Here is a 23,533-nt window from a genome sequence, read left to right on the forward strand (position 1 = left end):
AGGACCCGCGCGTGAGCATGCTGCCCAGCCCGATCCCGCACCCGCTCGACTTCTGCCCCTGGGACCTGCCCGGCTGGATCTACGAGGCACTCGACTGGGTGGTCGGCGTCGAATGGCCGGAGGGCAACGAGCGCGCCGTCTGGGATCTGGCCGACCAGTGGTACGGCGTGGCAGGCGTCCTGACCCGCCCGCGCGACGACGCGGTCACCGCCGCCGGTGAGGTGAAGAGCGGGTACGGGGGAGTCGGCCTGGTCGCCGGCGCGTTCGACACGGCCTGGCACAAGCTCGCCGAGGGTGAGGACGCGCCGCTGCACGTCCTCGTCGCGGCCACCGACGAGCTGGCGCGGCTGGTCGACTCCTGCGGCTGCGACATCGAGGGCGCGAAGCTCGAAGCCTGGATCGAGCTGGGCATCCTGGTCATCGAGTTGCTGTCCCTGGCGGTCGCCACAGTGCTCACCCTGGGCGCCGCCTCTCCGGCGGCGGCCGCCGCGGTCACCGCCACTCGGGTCGTGGTGCAGCAGATCTTCAAGCGGCTGGTGGCCCAGCTCGCCCGCAAGGCGGTCAAGCAGGGCCTCAAGGAGGCGGGCGAGCGGGCCGCGAAGGAGGTGGCCAAGTCCGGTGTCCGCACGCTGGCGCGGCGGGCCGCGATCGGCGGGCTGCTGGAGGCCGGTCAGGAGGCCGGCACCAGCCTCGGCACGCAGGCGTACCAGAACTCCACCGGCCGGCGGGACGGCCTCGACCTGACCGACGTGAGCACGTCGGCGCTCGGCGGATTCGCCGGCGGCGCGGTCGCACCGCTGGCCGGGCTGGGCCGGCACGCCAACGGCCGGTTCGCGGAGGTCGGCGAGCGGTTCGGGCGGGAGATGGCCGGAGAGACGCTCGCCGAGACCGCGGCGGGTCTGGCGACCGGCCAGGGCCCGTCGCTGGAGGATCTGGCGCGTGCGGCTGCCTCCGGCGCGACCGGCTCCGCCACCAACCAGGCGGACTCGGCTCTGCAACGTCGCCTCGACGGGCAGCTGAGCGGGTTGACCGTGTCGCCGGTCGGCCTGGACGTGCCGGTCGCCGCCGATCCCGTCGGGCTGATCCCGGCCCAGCGGGCCGCCGAGCCGATCGTCCAGGGCGGCGGCGACACGATCGCCGGTGCCGTTCCCGTGACAGCCACACACGTCACACCCCAGCCAGCGAACTCGCACCCGCTCGCCGTGGACCTGCCCCACCCGACGCCGGATCCCACGACGACGCCGCCGCACAGCGATGTCGTCCCGCACGACGTGGCACGTCCGGCGGTCACCACCAGCCCCACGTTGTCCTCGGTGATGACTGACGCACCCGTCGCCGGCTCTTCCTCGACAGCGCCCGGAGTCCATGGCGGCACGGATGCGGTCGTGACGCCGATCGACCACGCCCCACTGCCCTCGACCCCCGTGCAGGCGGGAGCGGCGCCGGCCACGTTGCCGCCGCCCACTGCGGATCATCTGCCTGTGGCGGCGTCGCCGTTGGCGGACCGGACCGGTCCCGGCGTCGGGCCCTCGACGCCGCTGTCCGCGCCGTCACCGCAACCACATGCGGCACCGTTCCCAGGACTGCCCGGCCCGGATCCACGCCCGATTCCCAACCCCCGCTTCCCCCTGTTGGAGTCATTGGCGCCGCCCCGGCCGTCCGCCGACCTCCCTGGCCCCGACGTCGGCCCGCCGCCTCCGGACCTGCGAACCATTCGGGAGCGCGCCGCGCGGTTGGTCGCCGACCGGGAGTCGTTCGACCGGCGCCGCTATCGCGGTCATCTCCAGTTCCAGCGGACGTGGTTCGAGGACCGTCGACGGGAGACCAGAGCCGACTGGCTGCACGAGCGCGCCAACTACCACGAGGAACGGGCCAGTGACTGGGCCGCGCAGGCCATGGAGCTGCGCCGCGCCGGCCGGACCCTGGCGGCCGAACGATGGCACCGGGAGTCGCACGAGGCCTCCCTGGAAGCGGCTGACCTGCGCGAAGAGGCTCGGCACGTTCTAGCCGGCAGGCTCGTTCCGGGGCAGGTGATGGTCGAGGACGACCTCGACTTCTACCGCATCAACGACGACGTGGCCGACCTGGCCGTCGGCGCGGTGGAGACGGCCGACCACTCGGCGCTCACCGGTCACGGCCACCCCGAACCGATCGACAGGTCCCGGCCCTACGGCCGCCGGGGAGGGCTCCGGCCTCCGCTGGCGCTGCACCAGACCGACCTCGAACGGCAGATGCCCCGCAACCCGGACGGCAGCGTGACGCGTACCGCCGATCCCCGGCGCGGCGGCTGGTTCCGCCTCGCAAACGACGGCGGCCCGGCGGCCGACGCCACCCGGGGCATCAACTGCCTCGACTGCACGCTGTCGCTGTTCGAGACCTGGGTCCACGGCCGGCCGCGCGTCGCGGCGCCGCGTACGTTCGACGGCTATCTGCACGGCGACGTGAACCGGCCGGTGGGCGGCGAGGCGGACGGACCGCTTCGCGTCGAGCAGACGACCGGCGGCCGGTTCCAGAACCTCTGCCCGCCGGACCGGCCCGGTGTCACCGGCCGGGAGCGTCAGCTGTTGGTGGACGGCGGTTACCGCGACCTGTACGGGCAGCTCGCGTCGGGTGGCCACGGCAGCTACGCGTTCCTCATCACCAGCTTCGAAGGCGGCGGCTCGCACGCGTGGGTGGCGTTGAACCAGAACGGCACGATCCTCTTCCTCGACCCGCAGACGGGCCTGGTGGCGGACCGGCCGATCTACCACCACAGCGGCCGTCCGGCAGCCGGCAACGTGGTCGGCGTCGACGCGCTGGTGCTCGGCCCTGACGGGCGGCCGATGCCGCTCACCGGCCGCCCGCCCGGCACCTACAACGTCCTGCCCGAGCCGCTGCCCCGTCCGGCGCCGCCACGGCCGCCGGCTCCGCCGCCGATCGCCGACGGCCACGTCCCGGACTTCAACCACGTCCACCTGCTCGGCGAGTCCACCACCATCCACCGCCGAACCGACGGATCGCTGCCGGGCAGCGCGCCGCCCGTCGAGCCGGATCCCGACCGGGTACGCGAGGATCACCGGCAGGCGCACGCCGACCGGATCGCCGCCGGGCTCTACGTGCGCGACGCGCTCGCGCAGAGCGGGAACCTCGACGCCGCCTTCGCGGCCGGGGTGACGCCCGTCGAGCTGGCGCAGCACGCCGACGTGCCGACGCTGCGGCGGCTCGTACCCGGGCTGGACGAGGACGCCGCGGCCGACCTGACCCGGTTGTTCGCCGACCCGCGCGTCCAGCGGATGCTCGACCAGAGCTGGGAGGCTCCGCCGCGACGGGAGGAGCTGCTGGCCGAGACGTTGGTGCGGCAGCTCGCGGAGCGGCCCGACCTGGTCCGGATGATCCTGGCGACACCGGAACTCGCCAACTCGCTGACCGCCCGGCCGCTGACCCTGCACCACCTGGCCACCCACCAGCAGGCCATCGACGTGCTCGGCGACGTCCTCAACGACATAGCCGAGTACGGAGCGGACGCGGTCGTAGCGCACGAACCATTGACGCCCGAACCGACGCCCATCACCCAAGAGCAGCGTCGACTCACCGATTCGGTGGCATCCCGCAGTCAGTCGAGACTGCAACCGGGATTCGATGAGAGGCGACGCCATGACGAGGCATACCGCCTTGCGTACATTGATCAGCTTTATGCGGATGCGGTGGTCGCCCAGCAGGAGCTGAACAGGCTTGCCGTCAACCTGGCTGCAGACGACGGCACACCCGGCTGGAGAACGGAGCCGAAGAGCCGAGAGCGTGTCCTCGACAAGCTGGAAGGTGAGTACGAGTACGACGCGTCCCAGCTCAAGGACTTGGCCGGCGCCAAGGTGCAGTTCGACAGCCTCGATGCGGTTTACCAGGCACTAGGCCGTCTGGCAGCCGACCCAGAGGTCTTGATTCTGCACATAAAGGACCGTTTCCTTGACCCGCAAGCGAGCGGCTATCGAGACCTGCTCCTGAACCTCCGGATGTCGAACGGCCACGTCGCAGAGCTTCGACTGCACCTGGCGTCGCTCGACGGCGTCGCGGAGTGGGAGCATGCGCTGTACGAGATTCGACGTGATTTGGAAGCGGTGTCTGAGATCGAGGGCAGGCCGTTGACGCAGGGTGAACGTGCGATTCGAGACGGACTTCTCCGGCGAGCGCAGAGTACGTACTGGAGCAAGGTGCAGGAGAGCCTCGGGGAGGGGTCATCGCGGTGAGTCAGGTAGAGGGCTTGAGGCTGCCGAAGTTCTTCGACTATTTCGGCTCCCCCCTGAAGCTTGTGACCACCGCCGACGGCGGCATAGCGGGCTGGAGGCTCTCCAAGGACACGGGGGGCTGGCGCGAGGCAAGCAATCTCATCGACAAGGTGCTCTTTGTCGGCGGCGACGAGATCAGTCAGATCTCACCGGATGAGTTCGTGCAACTCACTGAGCACGAGCGAGGTCGTTATCTGAGTGGCGACGGGCCGATCTTCGCTCTCTACGAAACCGTCCGGGCGATCGAGGACACGCTCCAGGAGGAACGTCGATACCCGACTCCCCAGGAGCAGGCGCTGATCCGCGGCGTCCGGCGGCGGACCTTTGTGATGTTCGAGGAGCAGCTCCAACAGGCCGGCGATCCCGCCGCCGACCCCACCATCGCCTCCACCGCCTCCTGACAGCGGCCGGGAACCTCATGCCCTCCATCGACGGTTCACCCGTGCCCTACGTGCCGCCCGCCGACGTGGCCGAGGCGAGACGCGTACAGGAGGAGTTGCGGTCCCGGGTGGACCTGACCGGGCCCGGTCCCGCCGCGCCCGCGACGGTGGCCGGGCTGGACGTGGCGTACGCACCCGACGGTGACCTGCTCGCCGCCGCCGTCACGGTCCTGGACGCGGCCACCCTCGACGTGGTGGACGAGGCGGTGTGCGTGGGGCGGCCCGCCTTCCCGTACGTGCCGGGGTTGTTCGCGTTCCGCGAGATGCCGGCATTGCTCGCCGCGCTGGACCGGCTCACCACCGGTCCGGAGCTGCTGGTCTGCGACGGGCACGGGCTGGCGCACCCGCGCCGGTTCGGGCTGGCCTGTCACCTGGGCCTGGTGACCGGGCTGCCGACGATCGGGGTGGGTAAGACGCCGCTCGTCGGCTCGTGGACGGGGCCCGGCCCCGAGCGTGGGGACAGCGCCGACCTGTGTGACGAGGGCGACGTGGTCGGGCGGGTGCTGCGGACTCGGGACGGTGTGCGGCCGGTCTTCGTGAGCGTCGGGCACCGGATGGGGTTGGACAACGCGGTGGACCGGGTACTGGCACTGACGCCCCGGTACCGGCTGCCGGAGACCACCCGTACGGCCGACCGGCTGTGCCGACGGGCGCTCGCCGAGGCAGGCGCATCGGGCGGTGACCTGGGCGGGCGGTGATCGCGTGGCGCGGCACACATGTGGCGTGCTCGATGCGCGGGTGCCCGGAGGGGCCGGTAGTAACCTGACCGGCGGATCCGGTCCGGACGCAACGGTGAGGTGGAGATGTCGGCAGGGCGGCACGCGGCGCGGTGGGCCATGGTTGGCGCGCTGCTGGGTGGCCTGATCGCCGTCCCGGCGTCACCGGCGTCGGCCCGCGACGACCGGGTGGGACTGCGCTCGGCGAAGAGCTTCACCGCCGGTGGCCCGCCGGGCACGGTGGCGGTCGAGGTGCGTAAGCGCACCGACGGCTGCGTGCAGTTGCGTACCGCGGTCGGGCTCCGGTTGGAGGGCCTGCGGGCGGACCAGGTCCGGGTGCAGGTGGCGTCCGGGGGCCGATGGGTGCCGGTGCAGGTCTCCGGGGACGGCGCCGTCGCCACCGCTGCGGTCGCGCCGGTCGACCGGCCGTTGTGCAAGGGCAAGGGCGTCACCGTCCGCTACCGGTTGTCCTTCCTGGCCGGGGCCGTCGGTGGGCGGCTGGAACTGGCCGCCGAGGCGAGCGCCGCGAACGGCGACGTGCTCGGCCGGGCCGGTGGCTCCGCCCGGCTGGTCGGTGCCCCGCGGACGCCGAGCCCCAGCCCGTCCCGCAAGCCCTCGCCGACGCCCAGCGCGAGCGAGACCACGGCGGCCGAGGTGACCGGCACGTCGCCGGTGGCCGCCGCCGTCGCCCCGGCCACCGCCGCGGCCGACGACTCGTCGTTCGGAGGTTCCATGATCATGTGGTTCGGTATCGGGCTGGTGCTCGTCGGCGCCGCCCTCATCGTCCTGCTGCTGCGCCGCAACCGCGCCGACCGGACCGGCGGCGGGAGCTCCGCCGATCTCCCGCCGGTCCCGCTGCCGCGCAGCACCACCACCTACCGCTCCGGCGCGCCCGGACCGGCCCCCACGGTGTACGGGGGTGCGACGCCGTCCCGCCCGGCCGGCAACGTGTACGGCGCGCCCGCGGCCGCCCCGGCACCATCGGCACCGGCGAGCGCGGACGCGACCAGCGTCCTGCCTCCGCCCCAGCCCTCGGCGGGCGGGGACGCGACGAGCGTTCTGCCCCGCTTGCCGGACTGAGCCGGAACCCGACCGGCTCCCGGGGTTACCGTGACGGTGGGTGGTCGCGTCGTGACCCGGTAGCCGCCACCTGCCCGACCGGAGGACGGAACACCGGGGCCGAACGGGGCCCGGTGCCGGGGCCGCTCGGCCGATAAGATCGCGTGCGCCGACCGGCACCGCCGACCGGTGAGACCGCATACGTGGAAGGAGCCGCGCCGTGGCCCTGGACCCGCAGTTGCTCGACATCCTCGCCTGCCCGGACACGCACCACGCCCCCCTCGACTACGACGCGCAGGCGCAGACGCTCACCTGCACCGAGTGCGGTCGCATCTTCGAGGTCCGGGACGACGTCCCGGTGCTCCTGCTGGACGAGGCGCGCGGTGGACCCGCCGCCGACGAGGCGCGGGGCGGGTCGTCGCGGTGATGGAGGGTACGGCCGGGGTCAGCGGCCACCGGCACGCGGACGAGGCCCTGCTGGACGACGCGGCGCAGCTCTCCGAGCGGGATCCGGGCGGCATGCTCCGGCACACCGCGTCGGCGGGCGCCCAGGTGCGCGAGTCGGCGGCGCTGGCCGCCGAGGCGAACCTGTCCGTGCTCGCCGACGACGGACGGCCCCGCGCGGTGGTCATCGCCGGCATCGGCACCGCCGGGCGTACCGGTGACGTGCTGGCCACCGTCGCCGGGCCGCGCTGCCCGGTGCCGGTCATCCCGCACCGCAGCGCCGGCGTGCCCGGCTGGGTGGGCGCGGCGGACGTGGTCATCGCGGTGAGCGCGTCCGGTCGCAGCCCGGAGGCGCTGGGCGCGGCCGAGGCGGCGCACCGGCGCGGTGCCCGGCTGGTCGCCGTCGGCGCGCCCGACTCGCAGCTCCAGTCGGTGGCGGAGCGGGCCCGTGCGCCGTTCATCCCGGTGCCCCGGCGCGCGCCGGCCCGGGCCAGCCTCTGGGCGCTCACCGTGCCGGTTCTGCTGGCCGCCCGTACCCTCGGGCTCGTGAAGGTCAACGAGGCGGATCTGGCCGAGACGGCGGCCCGGCTGGACGCTGACGCCGATCGATGCCGGCCGACCGCCGAGTCCTTCGTCAACCCGGCGAAGTCGCTGGCACTCGGGCTGTCCGGTTCGATCCCGATCGTGTGGGGTTCGTCCCCGCTGGCCACCGTGGCCGCCCGGCGGTTCGGTGACACGCTGTCCGCCAACGCCCGCTACCCGGTGGTCGCCGGTGCGCTGGGCGAGGCGGGCCGGGGCCGTGTCGGCCTGCTCGACGGGGTGTTCGGCGGCCTGGCCGAGGGCGAGCGGGACATCTTCGCCGACCCGGGCGTCGACGACTCCGACGGCACCCGGCTGCGGCTGGTGCTGCTGCGCGACGGCGGGCTCAACGCCGACGACGACACCGACGAGCCGCTGGCGGTCGAGGAGCGCCGCGCGGACGCGGTGCAGACGCTCGCCGAGCGGCGCGGGGTGCGCTGCGACGTGGTGACCGCCGAGGGCGGTTCCGCGCTGGAGCGGCTCGCGTCGCTGGTCGCGGTCCCCGACTTCGCCTCGATCTACCTCGCCCTGGCACACGGGCTGGACCCGATGGCGGTACCGGCCATCACGGAGATGAAGGAGCTGGCGAACCAGTGACCACACGGGGCATCGAGCGAGGCGGGGAATGAGCGCAAACGGGGGCACCAAGGCGATCGTCGCCGCCCTGGCGGCGAACCTCGGCATCGCCGTCACCAAGTTCGTCGCGTTCGCCCTGACCGGCTCGTCGTCGATGCTTGCCGAGTCGATCCACTCGGTTGCCGACTCGGGCAACCAGGGCCTGCTGCTGATCGGCGGCCGGCGGGCCAAGCGGCAGGCCACGCCGCAGCACCCGTTCGGGTACGGCCGGGAGCGCTACATCTACGCCTTCATCGTGGCGATCGTGCTGTTCAGCATCGGTGGCCTGTTCGCGCTCTACGAGGCGTACCACAAGGCGTCCGACCCGCACCCGATCGAAAGTTGGCAGTGGGTGCCGGTGGCGGTGCTGGTCGCGGCGATCGCGATGGAGAGCTTCTCCTTCCGTACCGCGATCAAGGAGTCCAACCTGGTCCGGGGCAACCAGACCTGGGTCCGGTTCATCCGCCGGGCCAAGGCGCCGGAGCTGCCGGTGGTGCTGCTGGAGGACTTCGGCGCGCTGGTCGGTCTGGTCTTCGCGTTGTTCGGCGTCGGCATGACGCTGATCACCGGCAACGGCATGTGGGACGCGGCGGGCACCGCGATGATCGGCGTCCTGCTCGTGGTCATCGCGGTCACGCTGGCGATCGAGACCAAGAGCCTGCTGCTCGGCGAGGGTGCCGAGGAGGGCGAGCTGACGAAGATCGAGCAGGCCGTGACGAACGGTCCCGAGGTCGAGCGGATCATCCACATGAAGACGCTCTACCTGGGCCCGGAGGAGCTGATGGTGGCCGCGAAGATCGCCGTGCCGGCGTGGGAGACCGCCCAGGACCTGGCGCGCGACATCAACGCGGTCGAGGCGCGGATCCGCCGCGAGGTGCCGACCGCCCGGGTGATCTACCTGGAGCCGGACATCTACTCGCCGGAAGCCGAGCGGGCCGGCACCGGGCAGGCGGCGGACACCGCCGTCCCGGAGGCCGTGACCAGTGGTGGGACGCACGCGGCCGACGAGGTGGCCGGGCGGCCCGGGAGCTGACCGATGGAGTTGTTGCAGGGCCGGATCCGTGACTACGCCTGGGGTTCGCGCACCGCGATCGCCGAGTTGCAGGGGCGGCCGGTGCCGAGCAACGGGCCGGAGGCGGAGCTGTGGCTGGGCGCCCACCCGGGCGCCCCGGCCACCGTGCAGCGCGACGGCCGGCCGGTCAGTCTCACCGAACTGCTGGTGGCCGAGCCGGGCCACTGGCTGGGTGAGCGGCTGGTCGGCCGGTTCGGCACCCGGCTGCCGTTCCTGCTGAAGGTGCTCGCCGCCGACGCGCCGCTGAGCCTCCAGGCCCATCCGGACGCCGAGCAGGCCCGCGCCGGGCACGCCGCCGACGTGGGGCGGGTCAACTACGTCGACCCGTACCACAAGCCGGAGCTGCTGGTGGCGCTCTCGGACTTCGACGCGCTGTGCGGCTTCCGCGATCCGGGGGAGTCGGCGGCGGCGATCGCCGCGTTCGGCGTACCCGCGCTGGAGCCCGTCGTGGCGGCGTTGCGCGACGGGCCGGCGGGGCTGCGGGAGGCGGTGCGTCTGCTGTTGAGCTGGCCCCGGGCGGAGCGCGCCGGGCTGGTGGCGGCCGTGCTGGCGGCGGCGGAGGCCGGGCCGGCCTCGGCGGACGCCGAGCTGGTCCGCACGCTGGCGTCGGGCTATCCGGCCGACCCGGGCGTGGTGGTGGCGTTGCTGCTGCACCACGTCCGGCTGGCGCCCGGCGAGGGCATCTGGATGCCGGCCGGGAACCTGCACGCCTACCTGCGCGGCACCGGCGTCGAGATCATGGCGGCCAGTGACAACGTGCTGCGCGGTGGGCTGACCCCGAAGCGGGTCGACGTGGCCGAGCTGCTGCGGGTGCTCCGGTTCGAGGTGCTGACCCAGCCGGTGCTGCGGCCCGAGCAGGTGGAGCCGGGGGTGCAGACCTGGCCGGTGCCGGTGGAGGACTTCGCGCTGCACCGGGTCGAGGTGGCCGCCGGGTCGCCGGGGGTGCGGCTGACGCTGCCCGGGCCGCGGGTGGTGCTCTGCCGGGCCGGGAAGCTGACCGTGGACGACGGCGTGGGTGTGGTCACGCTGGACGCGGGTCAGGCCGCGGTCGGCACGGCGGCCGGTGGCCCGCTCACCGTGGGCGGGGCGGGCGAGGCGTTCGTCGCCACTTGCGGCATGCACTGATCCGCACAAGTCCGACTTTCCCGAAATAGCTTGACGGTCACGCTGCGTGGTGTGACTCTATGGGTACGCAGCGTTGTCGCGACGAAGGTCCGGTGACGTGCGGGGGAACCAAACCGGGGGGATGCGCGGGGCGGCCGGGCCGTGAGTGGAAAGTCCGCTCACGACCGACCGCCCCGTGCGCTGTCCGCCGACCGGCCGATTGCGCGGTCGGCCAACCGGGCACGGGCCGAGTGGCCCGCGAGCGTAAGGTGGAAGGCTGCGCACCACCATCGTTCGACAGGAGCTTCCATGACCAGCACCCTCCCGGCGGCCTCCAGCGGCGCGTCGTCGCAGGCCCGGCCGAGCACCCTCGCCGAGGGCGACTACAAGGTGGCGGATCTGTCGCTCGCCGCGTTCGGGCGCAAGGAGATCCGGCTCGCCGAGCACGAGATGCCCGGCCTGATGGCGATCCGGCGTGAGTTCGCCGAGGCCCAGCCGCTGGCCGGCGCCCGCATCACCGGTTCGCTGCACATGACCGTTCAGACCGCCGTCCTGATCGAGACCCTGGTCGCGCTCGGCGCGCAGGTCCGCTGGGCGTCCTGCAACATCTTCTCCACCCAGGACCACGCCGCCGCTGCGATGGTGGTCGGCCCCGAGGGCACCCCGGAGGCCCCGGCCGGCGTGCCGGTCTACGCCTGGAAGGGCGAGACGCTGCCGGAGTACTGGTGGTGCACCGAGCAGGTGCTCAACTGGCCGGACGGCCAGGGCCCGAACATGATCCTCGACGACGGTGGCGACGCCACCCTGCTCGTCCACAAGGGCGCCGAGTTCGAGAAGGCCGGCGTCGTGCCGCCGGTCGAGTCCGCCGACTCCGAGGAGTACGCGGTCATCCTCGAACTGCTGCACCGCTCGCTGGCCGAGGACGGCGGGCGCTGGACCCGGATCGCCGCCGGCATCAAGGGCGTCACCGAGGAGACCACCACCGGTGTGCACCGGCTCTACGAGATGCACCGCGCCGGCACGCTGCTCTTCCCGGCCATCAACGTCAACGACTCGGTGACCAAGAGCAAGTTCGACAACAAGTACGGCTGCCGCCACTCGCTCATCGACGGCATCAACCGCGCCACCGACGTCCTGATCGGCGGCAAGATGGCAGTCGTCATGGGCTACGGCGACGTGGGCAAGGGCTGCGCCGAGTCGCTGCGCGGCCAGGGCGCCCGGGTCGTGGTGACCGAGGTCGACCCGATCTGCGCGCTCCAGGCGGCGATGGACGGCTACCAGGTCGCCACGCTCGACGACGTGGTGGAGCAGGCCGACATCTTCATCACCGCGACCGGCTGCTTCGACGTCATCACCAACGAGCACATGGCCCGGATGAAGCACCAGGCCATCGTGGGCAACATCGGCCACTTCGACAACGAGATCGACATGGCCGGCCTGGCCAAGCGCAGCGACGTGACCCGGGAGAACATCAAGCCGCAGGTCGACGTGTGGCGCTTCGACGACGGCCACGCCATCATCGTGCTCTCCGAGGGCCGCCTGCTGAACCTGGGCAACGCGACCGGCCACCCGAGCTTCGTGATGTCGAACTCGTTCGCCAACCAGACGATCGCCCAGATCGAGCTGTTCACCAAGACCGAGGAATACCCGATCGGCGTCTACGTGCTGCCCAAGCACCTGGACGAGAAGGTCGCCCGGCTGCACCTGGACGCGCTCGGCGCGAAGCTGACCACGCTCACCAAGGAGCAGGCCGCCTACCTGGGCGTCTCCCCGGAGGGCCCGTTCAAGTCGGACCACTACCGCTACTGAGTTCCACGTTCGGAGAAGGGACCGGGTTCGGCCGCCGCGCGGCCGTCCCGGTCCTTTTTCGCGTACGGGGGAAGGCCGGCGGATGTCGAACCGGGTGACGTTACCCGGATCAGCTTGACGTTTGCTGTGAACAGGAGCAAGGTATGCCTGCCCTAACTAAGCGACGACGGAGTGCTGATGTTCGCCACGTACCTGATCGGCCTGCGCGAGGGCCTGGAAGCGACGCTCGTGGTCAGCATCCTCGTCGCCTTCCTGGTCAAGTCGCAGCGCCGGGACCGGCTGCCGCAGGTGTGGGCCGGCGTCGGCCTGGCCGTGGCGCTCTCCGTCGGCTTCGGCTCCCTGATCCAGTACACGTCCACCTCGCTGCTGCGCACCTCCGAGTCGCGCGAGCTGTTCGAGGCGGTCACCTCGGTCGCCGCCGTGGTCTTCGTGACCTGGATGATCTTCTGGATGCGACGGGCCGCCCGCACCATCGCCGGTGAGCTGCGCGGCAAGCTCACCGACGCGCTCGCGGTCGGTTCCCTGGCCGTGGCCGGCATGGCGTTCCTCGCCGTGATCCGCGAGGGCCTGGAGACCGCGCTGATCTTCTACGCCGCGGCCGAGAGCGCAGCCGGCGGCACCGGTCCCGGCTCCCTGCTCGCCCTGGCCGGCGGCATCGCCACCGCCGTCGTGATCGGATTCCTGCTCTACCGCAGCGCGGTACGGATCAACCTGAGCCGGTTCTTCACCTGGACCGGCGCGCTGCTCATCCTGGTCGCCGCCGGCATCCTCAAGTACGGCGTGCACGACTTCCAGGAGGCGGGCGTGCTGCCCGGCCTGAACGACCTCGCCTTCGACATCTCCACCACGCTCGACCCGGGCTCCTGGTACGGCGCGCTGCTCGCCGGCATGTTCAACGTCACCGCCGCGCCGACGGTGCTGGAGCTGGTCGCCTGGGTCGCGTACGCGGTGCCGGTGCTCGTCCTCTTCCTGCGCAGGCCGTCCCTGCCCGCGAAGTCCGCCGAGCCCGCTCACCCGACGCCGCCCGCCGAGCCGGTGCCGGCCGACGTCGCCGCCGTCCCGTCCCCCCGCTCCTGACCCGCCCGTTCCCGAGGAGACCCCGCACGATGCGTACCACTCGACTCGTCGCGCCCGCCGCCGCCGGGCTGCTCGCCGTCGCCGGACTGGCCGGCTGCGGGGCCGGTGACGACGCCGACGCCTCGAACGGCGGGCCGATCGCCGTCAAGGCCACCGACACCGTCTGCGAGGTCGGCGACACCGAGATCGACGCCGGTCAGGTGACCTTCAAGGTGACGAACACCGGTTCCAAGGTCAACGAGTTCTACGTCTACGCGGCCGGTGACCGGGTGATGGGCGAGGTGGAGAACATCGCCCCCGGCCTCAGCCGCGAGCTGCGGGTCGAGCTGACCGCCGGCACGTACGAGACGGCCTGCAAGCCGGGGATGAGCGGCCGGGGCATCCGGGGCGCGCTGAAGGTCTCCGGCACCGCGGCGACTGTCGCCCCGGACGCCGCGCTGACCCAGGCCACCGAGAGCTATCAGCGGTACGTGCGCAGCCAGACCGCCGCGCTGCTGACGAAGACCGAGGAGTTCGTGGCGGCGGTCAAGGCGAACGACGTGGCGAAGGCCAAGGCGCTGTACCCGGTGGCCCGCACCTACTGGGAGCGGATCGAGCCGGTCGCGGAGAGCTTCGGCGACCTCGACCCGAAGATCGACGGCCGCGAGGAGGTGGTCGAGGAGGGCATGGAGTTCACCGGCTTCCACCGGATCGAGAAGGACCTCTGGACCGCCGGGGACGTGAGTTCCGACGGCGCGATCGCCGACCGGCTCCTGGTCGACGTGAAGGCGATCGTCGCCAAGGCGGACGCCGAGAAGCTCACCCCGCTCCAGCTCGCCAACGGTGCCAAGGCGCTGCTCGACGAGGTCGCCAGCGGCAAGATCACCGGCGAGGAGGAGCGCTACTCGCACACCGACCTGTGGGACTTCAACGCCAACCTGGAGGGCTCGAAGGCGGCGATCGCCGCGCTGCGCCCGGCCCTGGAGCAGCGCGCACCCGACCTGGTCAAGCAGCTCGACAGCGAGTTCGCGAACGTGGAGACCACCCTCGGCAGGCACCGGGCCGGGGACGGCTGGAAGCTGCACACCCAGCTCGGCAAGGCCGAGCTGAAGGAGCTGTCGGACGCGGTCAACGCGCTGGCCGAGCCGGTCAGCAAGGTCGCGGCGGCAGTCGCGCGATGACCGGCCCGGCCGGAGGTGACGCGACGAGCGAGCCGAACAACCGGCGGACCGGCCGCGGCCTGTCCCGGCGCCGCGCGATGACCCTGGCCGGCGTCGGCGTGGCAGGCGTCGCCGGGGTGGCGGGCGGCGCGGGCGCCCTGCTCGCCGGCGGGAACGAGGCCTCCGCCACCGGATCGGCGGCCGGTTCCGTGCCGTTCCTCGGCGAGCACCAGGCCGGCATCACCACCCCCGCCCAGGACCGGCTGCACTTCGTCGCGTTCGACGTGGTCACCAAGGACCGCGACCGGCTGGTCGCGATGCTCCAGGAGTGGACCGCCGCCGCGGCCCGGATGACCGCCGGCAAGGACGCCGGGGTCATCGGCGCGGTCGGCGGCATGCCGGAGGCCCCGCCGGACGACACCGGCGAGGCGCTCGGACTGCCCCCGTCGCAGCTCACCCTCACCGTGGGATTCGGGCCGTCGCTGTTCCGCGACGCGCAGGGCCGCGACCGCTTCGGCATCGCCGCCCGGCGTCCGGCCGCCCTCGCCGACCTGCCGCACTTCGCCGGGGACGCGCTGCGGCCGGAGCTGTCCGGCGGCGACCTGTGCGTTCAGGCCTGCGCCAACGATCCGCAGGTGGCCGTGCACGCCATCCGCAACCTGGCCCGGATCGGCATGGGCGTGGTGAGCGTCCGCTGGTCGCAGCTCGGCTTCGGGCGTACCTCGTCGACGTCGCGGGACCAGGCCACACCGCGCAACCTGTTCGGCTTCAAGGACGGCACCGCCAACCTCAAGGCCGAGGACGCCGGCCTGCTCCGCGACCAGCTCTGGGTGCAGCCCGGCGACGGTCCGGACTGGATGACCGACGGCTCCTACCTGGTCACCCGGAAGATCCGGATGCTGATCGAGACGTGGGACCGCAGCCCGCTGGCCGAGCAGGAGACGATCGTCGGCCGGACCAAGGGCAGCGGCGCGCCGCTGGGCCGCCGCGACGAGTTCGACGAGCCGGACTTCGCCGCCAAGGGCGACGACGGCGAGCCGCTCATCGCCGACACCGCGCACGTACGGCTGGCCCACCCGGACCAGAACGACGGCGCCCGCCTGCTGCGCCGCGGCTACAACTTCGTGGACGGCTCGGACGGGCTGGGCCGGCTCGACGCCGGTCTGTTCTTCATCGCCTACCAGCGGGATCCGCGCCGGCAGTTCGTGCCGATCCAGACCCGGCTGGCCCGCAACGACGCGATGAACGAGTACCTGCGGCACGTCTCCAGCGGCCTGTTCGCCTGCCCGCCCGGCGTACGCGACGCCGCCGACTGGTGGGGGCGGGCGCTGTTCGCCTGAGCCCGACTCAGCGGCGTACCGGATCGGGGCCCGCGTCCGGGACGGCGGACCGCAACCGGCCGTCGACCGGCGCGGCGGGACGCAGGGCGGCCGGCGCGACGGCGTGCGGCACCGTGGCCGGGGCCGGGACCAGCTCCGGCCAGAGCGCGGCGGTGACCGTCCGGGTCCGGCCCAGCCGGAGCGCGGCGCGGCGCCCCCGCTCGGCCAGCACGGCCGACAGGTAGACCGAGTCCGGCGCGGCCCACGGCGGAGGCGGCGAGGTGACCGCAGCGACCTCCGCCCACAGCGCCCGGCCCAGCCGGAAACGGTCCGGCTCGGCGAGCTGGGGCAGCCGGTCCAGGTACTGCCGGACGGCCAGCGCCAGCCCGTCGTCCAACCGGGTCAGGTCGAGCGTGGTCGCCCAGGCCAGCAGCGGCGGCGGAGCCGGCGGCAGCGGCCGCCACAGCGCGGCGCCCCGGCTGTGCACCACGAGCGTGCCGGCGACCAGGTCGCCCAGCCGCCGGCCCCGCGGGTCGGTGAGCATCACCGTGACGCTCGCGACCCAGCTCAGCAGCGGCAGCACCAGACCGGGCCATTCCACCGCGACGCCGACGAGCGCCCGGGTCAGCGACTGGCCCACCCCCACCGGGCCGCCGTCGGCCCGCACCACGCGCAGCCCCACGGCCAGCTTGCCCACCGTCCGGCCACCGGCGAAGCGTTCCATCACCACCGGATAGCCGAGCAGGACCAGCACCAGCAGCAGAGTCTGGAGCGCGCCGGCCAGCGCCGTGTCGAGGACGTCGCCCAGCAGGGCGAGCGCGACCATCGCCAGCACCGCGCCGAGCACCAGGAACAGCGCGAGCTGGATCACGGCGTCGATCAGCAGGGCGAGCACCCGGGAGCCCAGCCGGGCCACCCGGACGTCCAGCTCCACCGCCTCGCCGCTGACCAGACCGGCGTCGGCCCAACGGGGCGGTGGGGGAGGTTGCGCACGCACCCCGACAGTGAACACCATGGACGCCGAACGGGGGAGGGTGAGTGGATCTCGACGCGTACGTGGCCGAGCACGGCGCCGAATGGCGGCGGCTGGAACACCTGACCGGCCGGCGTCGCCTCGACGCGGCCGAGGTCGACGAACTGGTGGCGCTCTACCAGCGCAGCGCCACGCACCTCTCCGCGCTGCGCGCCCGGGCGCCCGAGCCGGCGCTGGTGAACCGCCTGTCCCACCTGGTCCTCGCGGCTCGCGCCCGGGTCACCGGCCGTCCCCGGCCGTCCTGGGCGGCGGTGGGCCGGTTCCTGGCCGCCGACCTGCCCGCCGCCCTCTACCGGGCCTGGCCCTGGTGGTGCGGCGTGGCCACGGCGTTCAGCGCCCTGAGCGCCTTCCTCATCTGGTTCGTCGCGGGCAACCCGGACACCGCCGCCGCGTTCGTCGGCCCCGAGGCGGCGCGGCAGCTCGTGGACTCCGGTTTCGCCGGCTACTACACCGAGTTCGCCGCGCCCACGTTCGCGTTCCACCTGTGGACGCACAACGCCTGGCTGGCCGCCCAGTGCCTGGCCGCCGGCGTGCTCGTGATCCCGGTGCTCTGGCTGCTGTGGCAGAACGCGCTCAACATCGGCGTGGTCGGCGGCGTGATGATCTCCTACGGCCGGGCGGACGTCTTCTTCGGCATGATCACCCCGCACGGGCTGCTGGAGCTGACCGGCATCTTCGTCGCCGCCGGGGTCGGACTGCGGACCGCCTGGGCGTGGATCGCCCCGCCCGCGCACCTCGGGCGCGGCCGGGCGGTCGCCGAGGCGGGACGGCTCGCCGCCGTGGTCGCGGCCGGCCTGGTCGGCGTCTTCGCGGTCTCCGCGCTGATCGAGGCGTTCGTGACCCCGGCGCCGGTGCCGATCCCGCTGCGGGTGGCCGCCGGCGCCGCCGTGTGGCTGGCGTTCCTGGCGTACGCGCTGGTGCTCGGCCGGCGCGCGGTCAGAGCTGGCCGAGGGACTTGAGCCGCAGATAGGTGTCGGCGACGGCCGGGGCCAGCCGGTGCCCCGGTACGTCCACCACGGTCACGCCGTAGCGCGACAGGGCGGCGCGCACCCGGTCCCGTTCGGCCAGCGCCCGCCACGCCGACGCGGCCGCGTACGGGTCGTCCGGGCCGGCCGGGGTGGCGGTGGCGAGCCGGTTCAGCACCGGGTCACCGGCGGCGGCCAGCACCACCCGGTGACGGGTCGCCAGCCGGGGCAGCACCGGCAGCAGCCCTTCGCCGATCGCGCCCGCCTCCAGCGCGGTGAACAGCACCACCAGGCTGCGCTGCCGCTCCCGGCGCAGCACCTCGGCGGCGATCAGCTCGAAGTCGGTCTCGGCCAGCGCTGGCTGCAACGGCGCCACCGCGTCGACCAGCCGGGCGAGCAGCGCCGGCCGGCCGCTGCCGGTCACCCGGGCCCGGATCTCGGTGTCCGCCGCCAGCAGGTCCACCCGGTCACCGGCCCGGGCGGCGAGCGCGGTGAGCAGCAGCGCCGCGTCGATGGCGGTGTCGAGCCGGGGCTCGTCGCCGAGGCGTACCGCCGACGTGCGGCCGGTGTCCAGGACGCAGACCAGGCGCCGGTCCCGCTCCGGGCGCCACGTGCGCACCAGCACGTCGGCCCGGCGGGCGCTGCCCCGCCAGTCGATCGAGCGGACGTCGTCGCCCACCGCGTACTCGCGGAGCGTGTCGAACTCGGTGCCGTGACCGCGCCCCCGGGTGACCTGCACACCGTCGATGACCCGCAGCCGGGCCAGCTTCTCCGGCAGGTGCCGGCGCGAGTCGAAGCGCGGCAGCACCCGCAGCGTCCACTGTGGTGTGGCGGGTGCCCCGGCGCGCTGCCGGGCGCCCAGGCGCATCGGCCCGAGCGAGCGTACGGTCAGCGCCACCGCCGGCCGGTCGCCGCGCCGGGTCGGGGTGAGCCGGACCGGCAGCGTGGCGGTGCCACCGGGCGGCACGGTGAGCAGGTGATCCGGCGGCACGTCGGGGCGCGCCCCGGCCGAGGGCACCCAGGCGTCGCGTACCTGGGCGTACAGCGTGCGGTCGGTCGGGTTGGCCAGGTGCAGCGTGACGGTGGCGGTGCCGCCGAGGCGGACCGTCCGCTCGCCGGAGCGGGTCACCGTGAGCGCGTCCGGCGGGACCGCCATCGCCCGGTCGAGCAGCACCAGCAGCAGCACCGCCGCGGTCAGCATGGCGACGCCGAGGAACGGCGCCGGCCAGGCCGGCAGGGTCAGCGCGCCCACGCCGAGCAGCAGACCCGCCCGCCAGGTCATCGCGGCGTCGGCACGGTGGCCAGCACCGAGTCCAGCACGGCGTCGACCGTGACGCCCTCCAGCTCCGCCTCCGGACGCGGGCGCAGCCGGTGGCGCAGCGTGGGCCGGGCGACCGCCTTCACGTCGTCCGGGGTGACGTGGTCGCGGCCGGCCAGCCAGGACCACGCCTTCGCCGCGTTGAGCAGCGCGGTGGCGCCCCGCGGGGACGCGCCCAGCTCCAGCGCCGGGGCGGACCGGGTGCCCCGGCACAGGTCCACGATGTAGCCGAGCACCGGCTCGGCCACGTGCACCATCCGCACCTCGGCCCGGGCGGCGGCCAGGTCCGACGCGTCGGCCACCGGGCGTACGCCCGCGGCACGCAGGTCGCGCGGGTCGAAGCCGGCGTGGTGCGCGCGCAGCACACCCAGCTCCTCCTCCCGCTCCGGCAGCGGCACCGTCAGCTTGAGCAGGAAACGGTCGAGCTGCGCCTCGGGCAGCGGGTAGGTGCCCTCGTACTCGACCGGGTTCTGGGTGGCCGCGACGATGAACGGGTCGGGCAGCGGGCGGCGCTCGCCCTCGACGGACACCTGCCGCTCCTCCATCACCTCCAGCAGCGCCGACTGCGTCTTGGGCGGGGTGCGGTTGATCTCGTCGGCGAGCAGCAGGTTGGTGAAGACCGGCCCCTCCCGGAACGTGAACGCGGCGGTGCGCTGGTCGAAGATCAGCGAGCCGGTGACGTCGCCGGGCATCAGGTCGGGGGTGAACTGCACCCGCTTGGCGTCCAGGTCGAGCGCGGCGGCCAGCGTCCGCACCAGCAGCGTCTTGGCCACCCCCGGTACGCCCTCCAGCAGCACGTGCCCCCGGCAGAGCAACGCGATCACCAGGCCGGTGACCACGGCGTCCTGCCCGACGACGGCCTTGGCGACCTCGGCACGCAGCCGGTGCAGGGCGGCGCGGGCGCCGGACGGGGCGGTGGTCGTGACGGGTCCGGTCACCGGGGGTCTCCTTCGCTGGGATGCGGGGCCAGGGTACGGGTCAGGGCGTCCAGTTCGCGGGCCAGCTCCAGCAGCTCGCGGTCCTTCTCCGGGGCGGGGCCGTAGAGCAGGCCGGCCACCCGTTCCGGGTCGGCGCCGGCGCGCTCGGCGACCCGGGCGGCCACCTCGTCTTCGGGCGTGCCCGGAGGCAGGTTGAGCCGGGTCACCAGCCGGTCCAGCGCGGCGGCGCGCAGCGTCCCGGCGACGGTGTCCCGGGCGCCGGCCCGGCGGTAGAGCCGAGCCCGGCCGCGTACCGTCTCGGCGGACCGGACGGTCACCGGCAGCGGCTCCGACACCGGCGGCCCGAGCCGGCGGGCCCGCCACAGCACCACCAGCAGGCCGGCCAGGGCGAGCTGCACCAGGAGGGCCCAGAACCACTGCGGGAATGCGCCCCAGAGCGGGTTCTCCCGCGGCGGGTCGGCGCGCTCGGGCGGGTCGGGCCGTTCCGACCTGCCGCCGCCGCTCGAGGCGGGCTCCTCGGTGAACGGTTCCGGGGACCAGCTCGGACGCGTCGGGGCTGGCGCCGGCTCGGGCAGGTCGAGCCAGACCAGCGGGCGGTCGCCGCCGAGCAGGCCGGTGGCGAGGGCCTCGTTGCCCCATTCGCCGATCCGGTCGTTGCGGAACGGGTCGCTGGCACCGGCCAGCACCGTCTCGACCCGGCCGGGGACGCGCAGCAGCGCGCCGCCGTAGCAGTGGTCCACCTCGGCCGGTCCGGCGTAACGCTGGAGGTCGATCGCGGCCGTGCCGGCCCGGACCGCCTCGGGCAGCGGGCACGGCGTGCCGCCGGCGTCGGGCGGCACCGCCCGGGCGGCCCAGCGCCCGCCGGCCGGTTCGACCGGGGTGTCCAGCTCGGCGAGCACCCGCCGGGAGGGCTCGACGAGCACCAGCCGGCTGCCGGGCGGCAGGGCGGTCAGCCCGTCGAGCAGCTCCGGGTGCACCAGCCCGGGCGCGGGCACGAACAGCGTGCTCGGCTGCGCCCCGGCGGTACGCAGCGCCGCCGTCAGGTCCGTCTCCCGGCGTACCGCGACGCCCTGCGTCCGTAGCGCCTCGGCGAGCCGGCTGGCGCCGTCGTCGTCGGTGGCGACCGGGGACAGGAAACCGGGCTCGTCCGCGTCGGGCCGGTCGACGGCGCGCAGCACGAGCGTGGTCACGATCAGCAGCACGGCCAGCCCGAGCGGGACGAGCAGCCGGTACGTACGCCGACGCGGCGCGAGGGTGGTGGCCGCCGCCGTCGCGGTCTCCGGTACGGCTGTGGCGGTCACCGCGGCTCCTCCCCGGTCAGCTCGCGACTCAGGTCGGTGGCGAGTTCACGCATCCGCCGGTCGTGCGCGGCGGTCGCGGGGCGCTGGGCGTACCAGAGGTCGGAGAAGATCGCCCCAGCCGCGTGCAGCGTCGGCCCGACCTGCGGCCGGGTGCGGGCCGCCGCCTCGGTCAGCTCGACGACCGTGAGCCCGGGGCGGGGTTCCACCACCTGCCGGACGACCAGCAGCCGGACCATCTCGCGCAGCCGCTCCCGGACCGCCTCGGCGTACCGGCCCTCGGCCGCCAGCCGGTCCGCCGGCCCGAGCCCGCCGGCCGGCGCGGGTTCCGGGGTCCGGGGCGCGGGCAGGCGCACGGCCGGCGGTTCGGTGCGGGCGCGGCGGGCACGCCGCCGGAACCGGGGCAGGCGGAACCGGGGCAGCCGTGGGCGCCGCAGCCGGGGGAGACTGAACCGGGGCAGCCGGCGGGGCACCCAGGCCGGGAAGAAATACCAGCCCAGCGCCACCAGCAGCGCGACCGCCAGCAGGATCAGCGCGGCCAGCGGCAGCGGCACCACGTCACCGAGGGCCGCCACCGCCTCGGTCCACCACCGGCTCACCGGTGGGCCGCCAGCAGGACCGGATCGGGCACGCCGGCCGGCGCGCGGGAGAGCCGGATGTCCAGCCCCTCGGTGCGGATCCGGGTCTCCAGGTGCAGCACCGCGTCGAGGCAGGCGAGCGCCGGGTACGCCAGCGCGTTCACCGCGGTGAAGGCGGCGATCGTCACGGGCAGCGCCCAGGCCGAGACGTCGAACAGGCCCAGCATGTTCAGGCCCTGGTAGAGGCCCAGCCCGATGCCGAGCCGGATCAGCCACCAGCCCAGGTAGCCCAGCAGCCGGATCGCGGCGGCCCGCGCGCTGACCCGGCCGGCCAGGCGTACCGCCCGCCAGGGCGCCAGGTGCCCCGGCACCCCGTCCAGCACCAGCACCGGCACCACCAGGCCGAGCAGCGCGTACGCCAGGAACCAGCCCGGCCCGGTCAGCCCGGCGGCGGTGACGGTCAGCCCGACCAGGACGGCGGCCGGCAGTGCCACGCCGAGCCGGGCGCCGCGCAGCAGCTCCCACGGCGCCGGACGGCGCCCCAGCAGCGCCGCGCCGGCGCCGCGCGCGGCCGGGGCGCCGAGCAGCGCGACGATCGCGGCCTCGGTGCCGGCACCGGCCGCCAGCAGCAGCCAGTACGCGGGAAGGGAGTCGCCGAACTCCGCCGGCCACCAGTACGGCGGTTCGGTCCCGGCGAGCATCCGCAGCGGGTGGAGCACCGCCTGTTCGGCGAGGGCCAGCAGGAGGGCGAGCGGGACGAGCACCCGGGCCTGGTCGTGCAGCAGCAGCACGGCCGCGTCGAGCAGCTCGCCGACGGTCAGCGGACGGCGCGGCAGCACCGCGGTCGGGCCGGCGTCGGGCACGCGTACTCCTGGGCGGGGCGAGCGGAGGTGGCGGGCGGGGCGACGCCCGGGGGATCATGGTTGCACGGCGGGTCCGCATCCGGTGGACCCGTCCGACCCGGCGCGCCACGCTGGGCGGCCACGCCGACTTGCTGTGGTGCACGGGGCCGCTCGGCGCTACGGTGCCGTGGAGACGCCGAACACTCCAGACGAACGGGGATGGAACGATAAACCCCATGAGAGCCCGGGTACTCGTGGTCGATGACGACCCCGCCCTCGCCGAGATGCTCGGCATCGTGCTGCGCAGCGAGGGCTTCGTGCCGTCCTTCGTCGCGGACGGCGAACGGGCGCTGGCCGCGTTCCGCGACAACCGACCCGACATCGTCCTGCTCGACCTGATGCTGCCGGGCATGAGCGGCATCGACGTGGCCCGCGCCATCCGGGGCGAGTCCGGCGTGCCGATCGTGATGCTGACCGCCAAGAGCGACACCGTCGACGTGGTGCTCGGGCTGGAGTCCGGCGCCGACGACTACGTGGTCAAGCCGTTCAAGCCCAAGGAGCTGGTGGCCCGGATGCGGGCCCGGCTGCGCCGGGGCGAGGACGTGGCGCCGGAGATGCTGACCATCGGTCCGCCCGGCAACCAGATCACCATCGACGTGCCGGCCCACACGGTCAGCCGCGACGGCGAGGAGGTGAAGCTGACGCCGCTGGAGTTCGACCTGCTGGTCGCGCTCGCCCGCAAGCCGCGCCAGGTCTTCACCCGCGAGGTGCTGCTGGAGCAGGTCTGGGGCTACCGCCACGCGGCGGACACCCGCCTGGTCAACGTGCACGTCCAGCGGCTGCGCGCCAAGATCGAGCCGGATCCGGAGCGACCCGAAATCATCCTCACCGTGCGGGGCGTGGGCTACAAGGCAGGCACCGGATAG

The 23,533-nt window shown here is 74.0% G+C and carries 20 protein-coding genes; 14 read left to right on the plus strand and 6 right to left on the minus strand.

Annotation, left to right across the window (positions count from 1 at the left end; genetic code table 11):
* The first annotated feature begins 11 nt into the window (after positions 1 to 11).
* From ACN27D_RS21040 to efeB, 12 genes are all read left to right on the plus strand, one after another.
* A complete protein-coding gene (locus ACN27D_RS21040) occupies positions 12 to 4,223 on the plus strand; it encodes a toxin glutamine deamidase domain-containing protein (RefSeq protein ID WP_421499792.1) in 4,212 nt (1,403 codons plus the stop codon).
* On the plus strand, positions 4,220 to 4,663 hold the full coding sequence (locus tag ACN27D_RS21045; protein ID WP_120571525.1) for a hypothetical protein: 444 nt from the start codon (positions 4,220 to 4,222) through the stop codon (positions 4,661 to 4,663). Before ACN27D_RS21040 ends, ACN27D_RS21045 begins: the two co-directional genes overlap by 4 nt.
* A gap of 17 nt (positions 4,664 to 4,680) precedes the next feature.
* Positions 4,681 to 5,400 carry a deoxyribonuclease V gene (nfi, locus tag ACN27D_RS21050; protein WP_421499793.1) on the plus strand — a complete coding sequence of 240 codons (720 nt, stop codon included), beginning with the start codon at positions 4,681 to 4,683 and terminating at the stop codon, positions 5,398 to 5,400.
* Positions 5,401 to 5,505: 105 nt separating this feature from the next.
* Positions 5,506 to 6,498, plus strand: a complete 993-nt coding sequence (locus tag ACN27D_RS21055; RefSeq protein WP_421499794.1) for a hypothetical protein — start codon at positions 5,506 to 5,508, stop codon at positions 6,496 to 6,498.
* A 199-nt stretch (positions 6,499 to 6,697) separates the two neighbouring features.
* Positions 6,698 to 6,904 carry a Trm112 family protein gene (locus tag ACN27D_RS21060; protein ID WP_091418686.1) on the plus strand — a complete coding sequence of 69 codons (207 nt, stop codon included), beginning with the start codon at positions 6,698 to 6,700 and terminating at the stop codon, positions 6,902 to 6,904.
* Positions 6,901 to 8,097 carry an SIS domain-containing protein gene (locus ACN27D_RS21065; protein ID WP_421499795.1) on the plus strand — a complete coding sequence of 399 codons (1,197 nt, stop codon included), beginning with the start codon at positions 6,901 to 6,903 and terminating at the stop codon, positions 8,095 to 8,097. The genes ACN27D_RS21060 and ACN27D_RS21065 overlap by 4 nt, the downstream gene beginning before the upstream one ends.
* A 28-nt stretch (positions 8,098 to 8,125) precedes the next feature.
* Complete coding sequence (locus ACN27D_RS21070; RefSeq protein ID WP_421499796.1) at positions 8,126 to 9,148, plus strand: cation diffusion facilitator family transporter; 1,023 nt, start codon at positions 8,126 to 8,128, stop codon at positions 9,146 to 9,148.
* 3 nt (positions 9,149 to 9,151) lie between these two features.
* Entirely contained in the window at positions 9,152 to 10,312 is a 1,161-nt protein-coding gene (manA, locus tag ACN27D_RS21075) for a mannose-6-phosphate isomerase, class I (protein ID WP_421499797.1), read from the plus strand.
* A 288-nt stretch (positions 10,313 to 10,600) separates the two neighbouring features.
* Complete coding sequence (gene ahcY / locus ACN27D_RS21080) at positions 10,601 to 12,100, plus strand: adenosylhomocysteinase (protein WP_120571519.1); 1,500 nt, start codon at positions 10,601 to 10,603, stop codon at positions 12,098 to 12,100.
* 177 nt (positions 12,101 to 12,277) lie between these two features.
* Positions 12,278 to 13,177, plus strand: coding sequence for an iron uptake transporter permease EfeU (efeU, locus tag ACN27D_RS21085; protein ID WP_421499798.1), 900 nt, complete (start codon positions 12,278 to 12,280; stop codon positions 13,175 to 13,177).
* A 29-nt stretch (positions 13,178 to 13,206) separates the two neighbouring features.
* Positions 13,207 to 14,337 (plus strand): iron uptake system protein EfeO, encoded by a 1,131-nt coding sequence (efeO, locus tag ACN27D_RS21090; protein WP_421499799.1) that lies wholly within the window; start codon positions 13,207 to 13,209, stop codon positions 14,335 to 14,337.
* Positions 14,334 to 15,656, plus strand: coding sequence for an iron uptake transporter deferrochelatase/peroxidase subunit (gene efeB, locus ACN27D_RS21095; RefSeq protein ID WP_421499800.1), 1,323 nt, complete (start codon positions 14,334 to 14,336; stop codon positions 15,654 to 15,656). The genes efeO and efeB overlap by 4 nt, the downstream gene beginning before the upstream one ends.
* A 7-nt stretch (positions 15,657 to 15,663) precedes the next feature.
* On the opposite strand, the gene ACN27D_RS21100 is transcribed toward efeB, so the two are convergent.
* Positions 15,664 to 16,632, minus strand: a complete 969-nt coding sequence (locus ACN27D_RS21100; RefSeq protein ID WP_358169591.1) for an RDD family protein — start codon at positions 16,630 to 16,632, stop codon at positions 15,664 to 15,666.
* A gap of 41 nt (positions 16,633 to 16,673) precedes the next feature.
* Between ACN27D_RS21100 and ACN27D_RS21105 the strand changes: the two genes are divergently transcribed.
* Positions 16,674 to 17,627, plus strand: coding sequence for a stage II sporulation protein M (locus ACN27D_RS21105; protein ID WP_120571515.1), 954 nt, complete (start codon positions 16,674 to 16,676; stop codon positions 17,625 to 17,627).
* Here the strand turns inward: ACN27D_RS21105 and ACN27D_RS21110 are convergent.
* Genes ACN27D_RS21110 through ACN27D_RS21130 form a run of 5 tightly spaced genes read right to left on the minus strand, consistent with a single transcriptional unit; the run spans position 17,605 to position 22,628 of the window.
* Complete coding sequence (locus ACN27D_RS21110) at positions 17,605 to 18,915, minus strand: DUF58 domain-containing protein (protein WP_421499801.1); 1,311 nt, start codon at positions 18,913 to 18,915, stop codon at positions 17,605 to 17,607. The two genes, ACN27D_RS21105 and ACN27D_RS21110, sit on opposite strands and share 23 nt — an antisense overlap.
* Complete coding sequence (locus ACN27D_RS21115) at positions 18,912 to 19,889, minus strand: AAA family ATPase (RefSeq protein WP_013284206.1); 978 nt, start codon at positions 19,887 to 19,889, stop codon at positions 18,912 to 18,914. The genes ACN27D_RS21110 and ACN27D_RS21115 overlap by 4 nt, the downstream gene beginning before the upstream one ends.
* Positions 19,886 to 21,190, minus strand: coding sequence for a DUF4350 domain-containing protein (locus tag ACN27D_RS21120; RefSeq protein ID WP_421499802.1), 1,305 nt, complete (start codon positions 21,188 to 21,190; stop codon positions 19,886 to 19,888). The genes ACN27D_RS21115 and ACN27D_RS21120 overlap by 4 nt, the downstream gene beginning before the upstream one ends.
* Positions 21,187 to 21,786: a DUF4129 domain-containing protein gene (locus ACN27D_RS21125; RefSeq protein WP_350817099.1), complete on the minus strand. Its 600-nt coding sequence runs from the start codon at positions 21,784 to 21,786 to the stop codon at positions 21,187 to 21,189. Before ACN27D_RS21125 ends, ACN27D_RS21120 begins: the two co-directional genes overlap by 4 nt.
* Positions 21,783 to 22,628, minus strand: a complete 846-nt coding sequence (locus ACN27D_RS21130; protein WP_421499803.1) for a hypothetical protein — start codon at positions 22,626 to 22,628, stop codon at positions 21,783 to 21,785. The genes ACN27D_RS21125 and ACN27D_RS21130 overlap by 4 nt, the downstream gene beginning before the upstream one ends.
* A 215-nt stretch (positions 22,629 to 22,843) precedes the next feature.
* Here ACN27D_RS21130 and mtrA point away from each other — a divergent pair, with 215 nt between their 5' ends.
* On the plus strand, positions 22,844 to 23,533 hold the full coding sequence (mtrA, locus tag ACN27D_RS21135) for an MtrAB system response regulator MtrA (protein WP_013284210.1): 690 nt from the start codon (positions 22,844 to 22,846) through the stop codon (positions 23,531 to 23,533).

The organism is Micromonospora sp. WMMD1274, from assembly GCF_049179035.1.
GTDB classification, from domain to species: Bacteria; Actinomycetota; Actinomycetes; order Mycobacteriales; family Micromonosporaceae; genus Micromonospora; species Micromonospora tulbaghiae.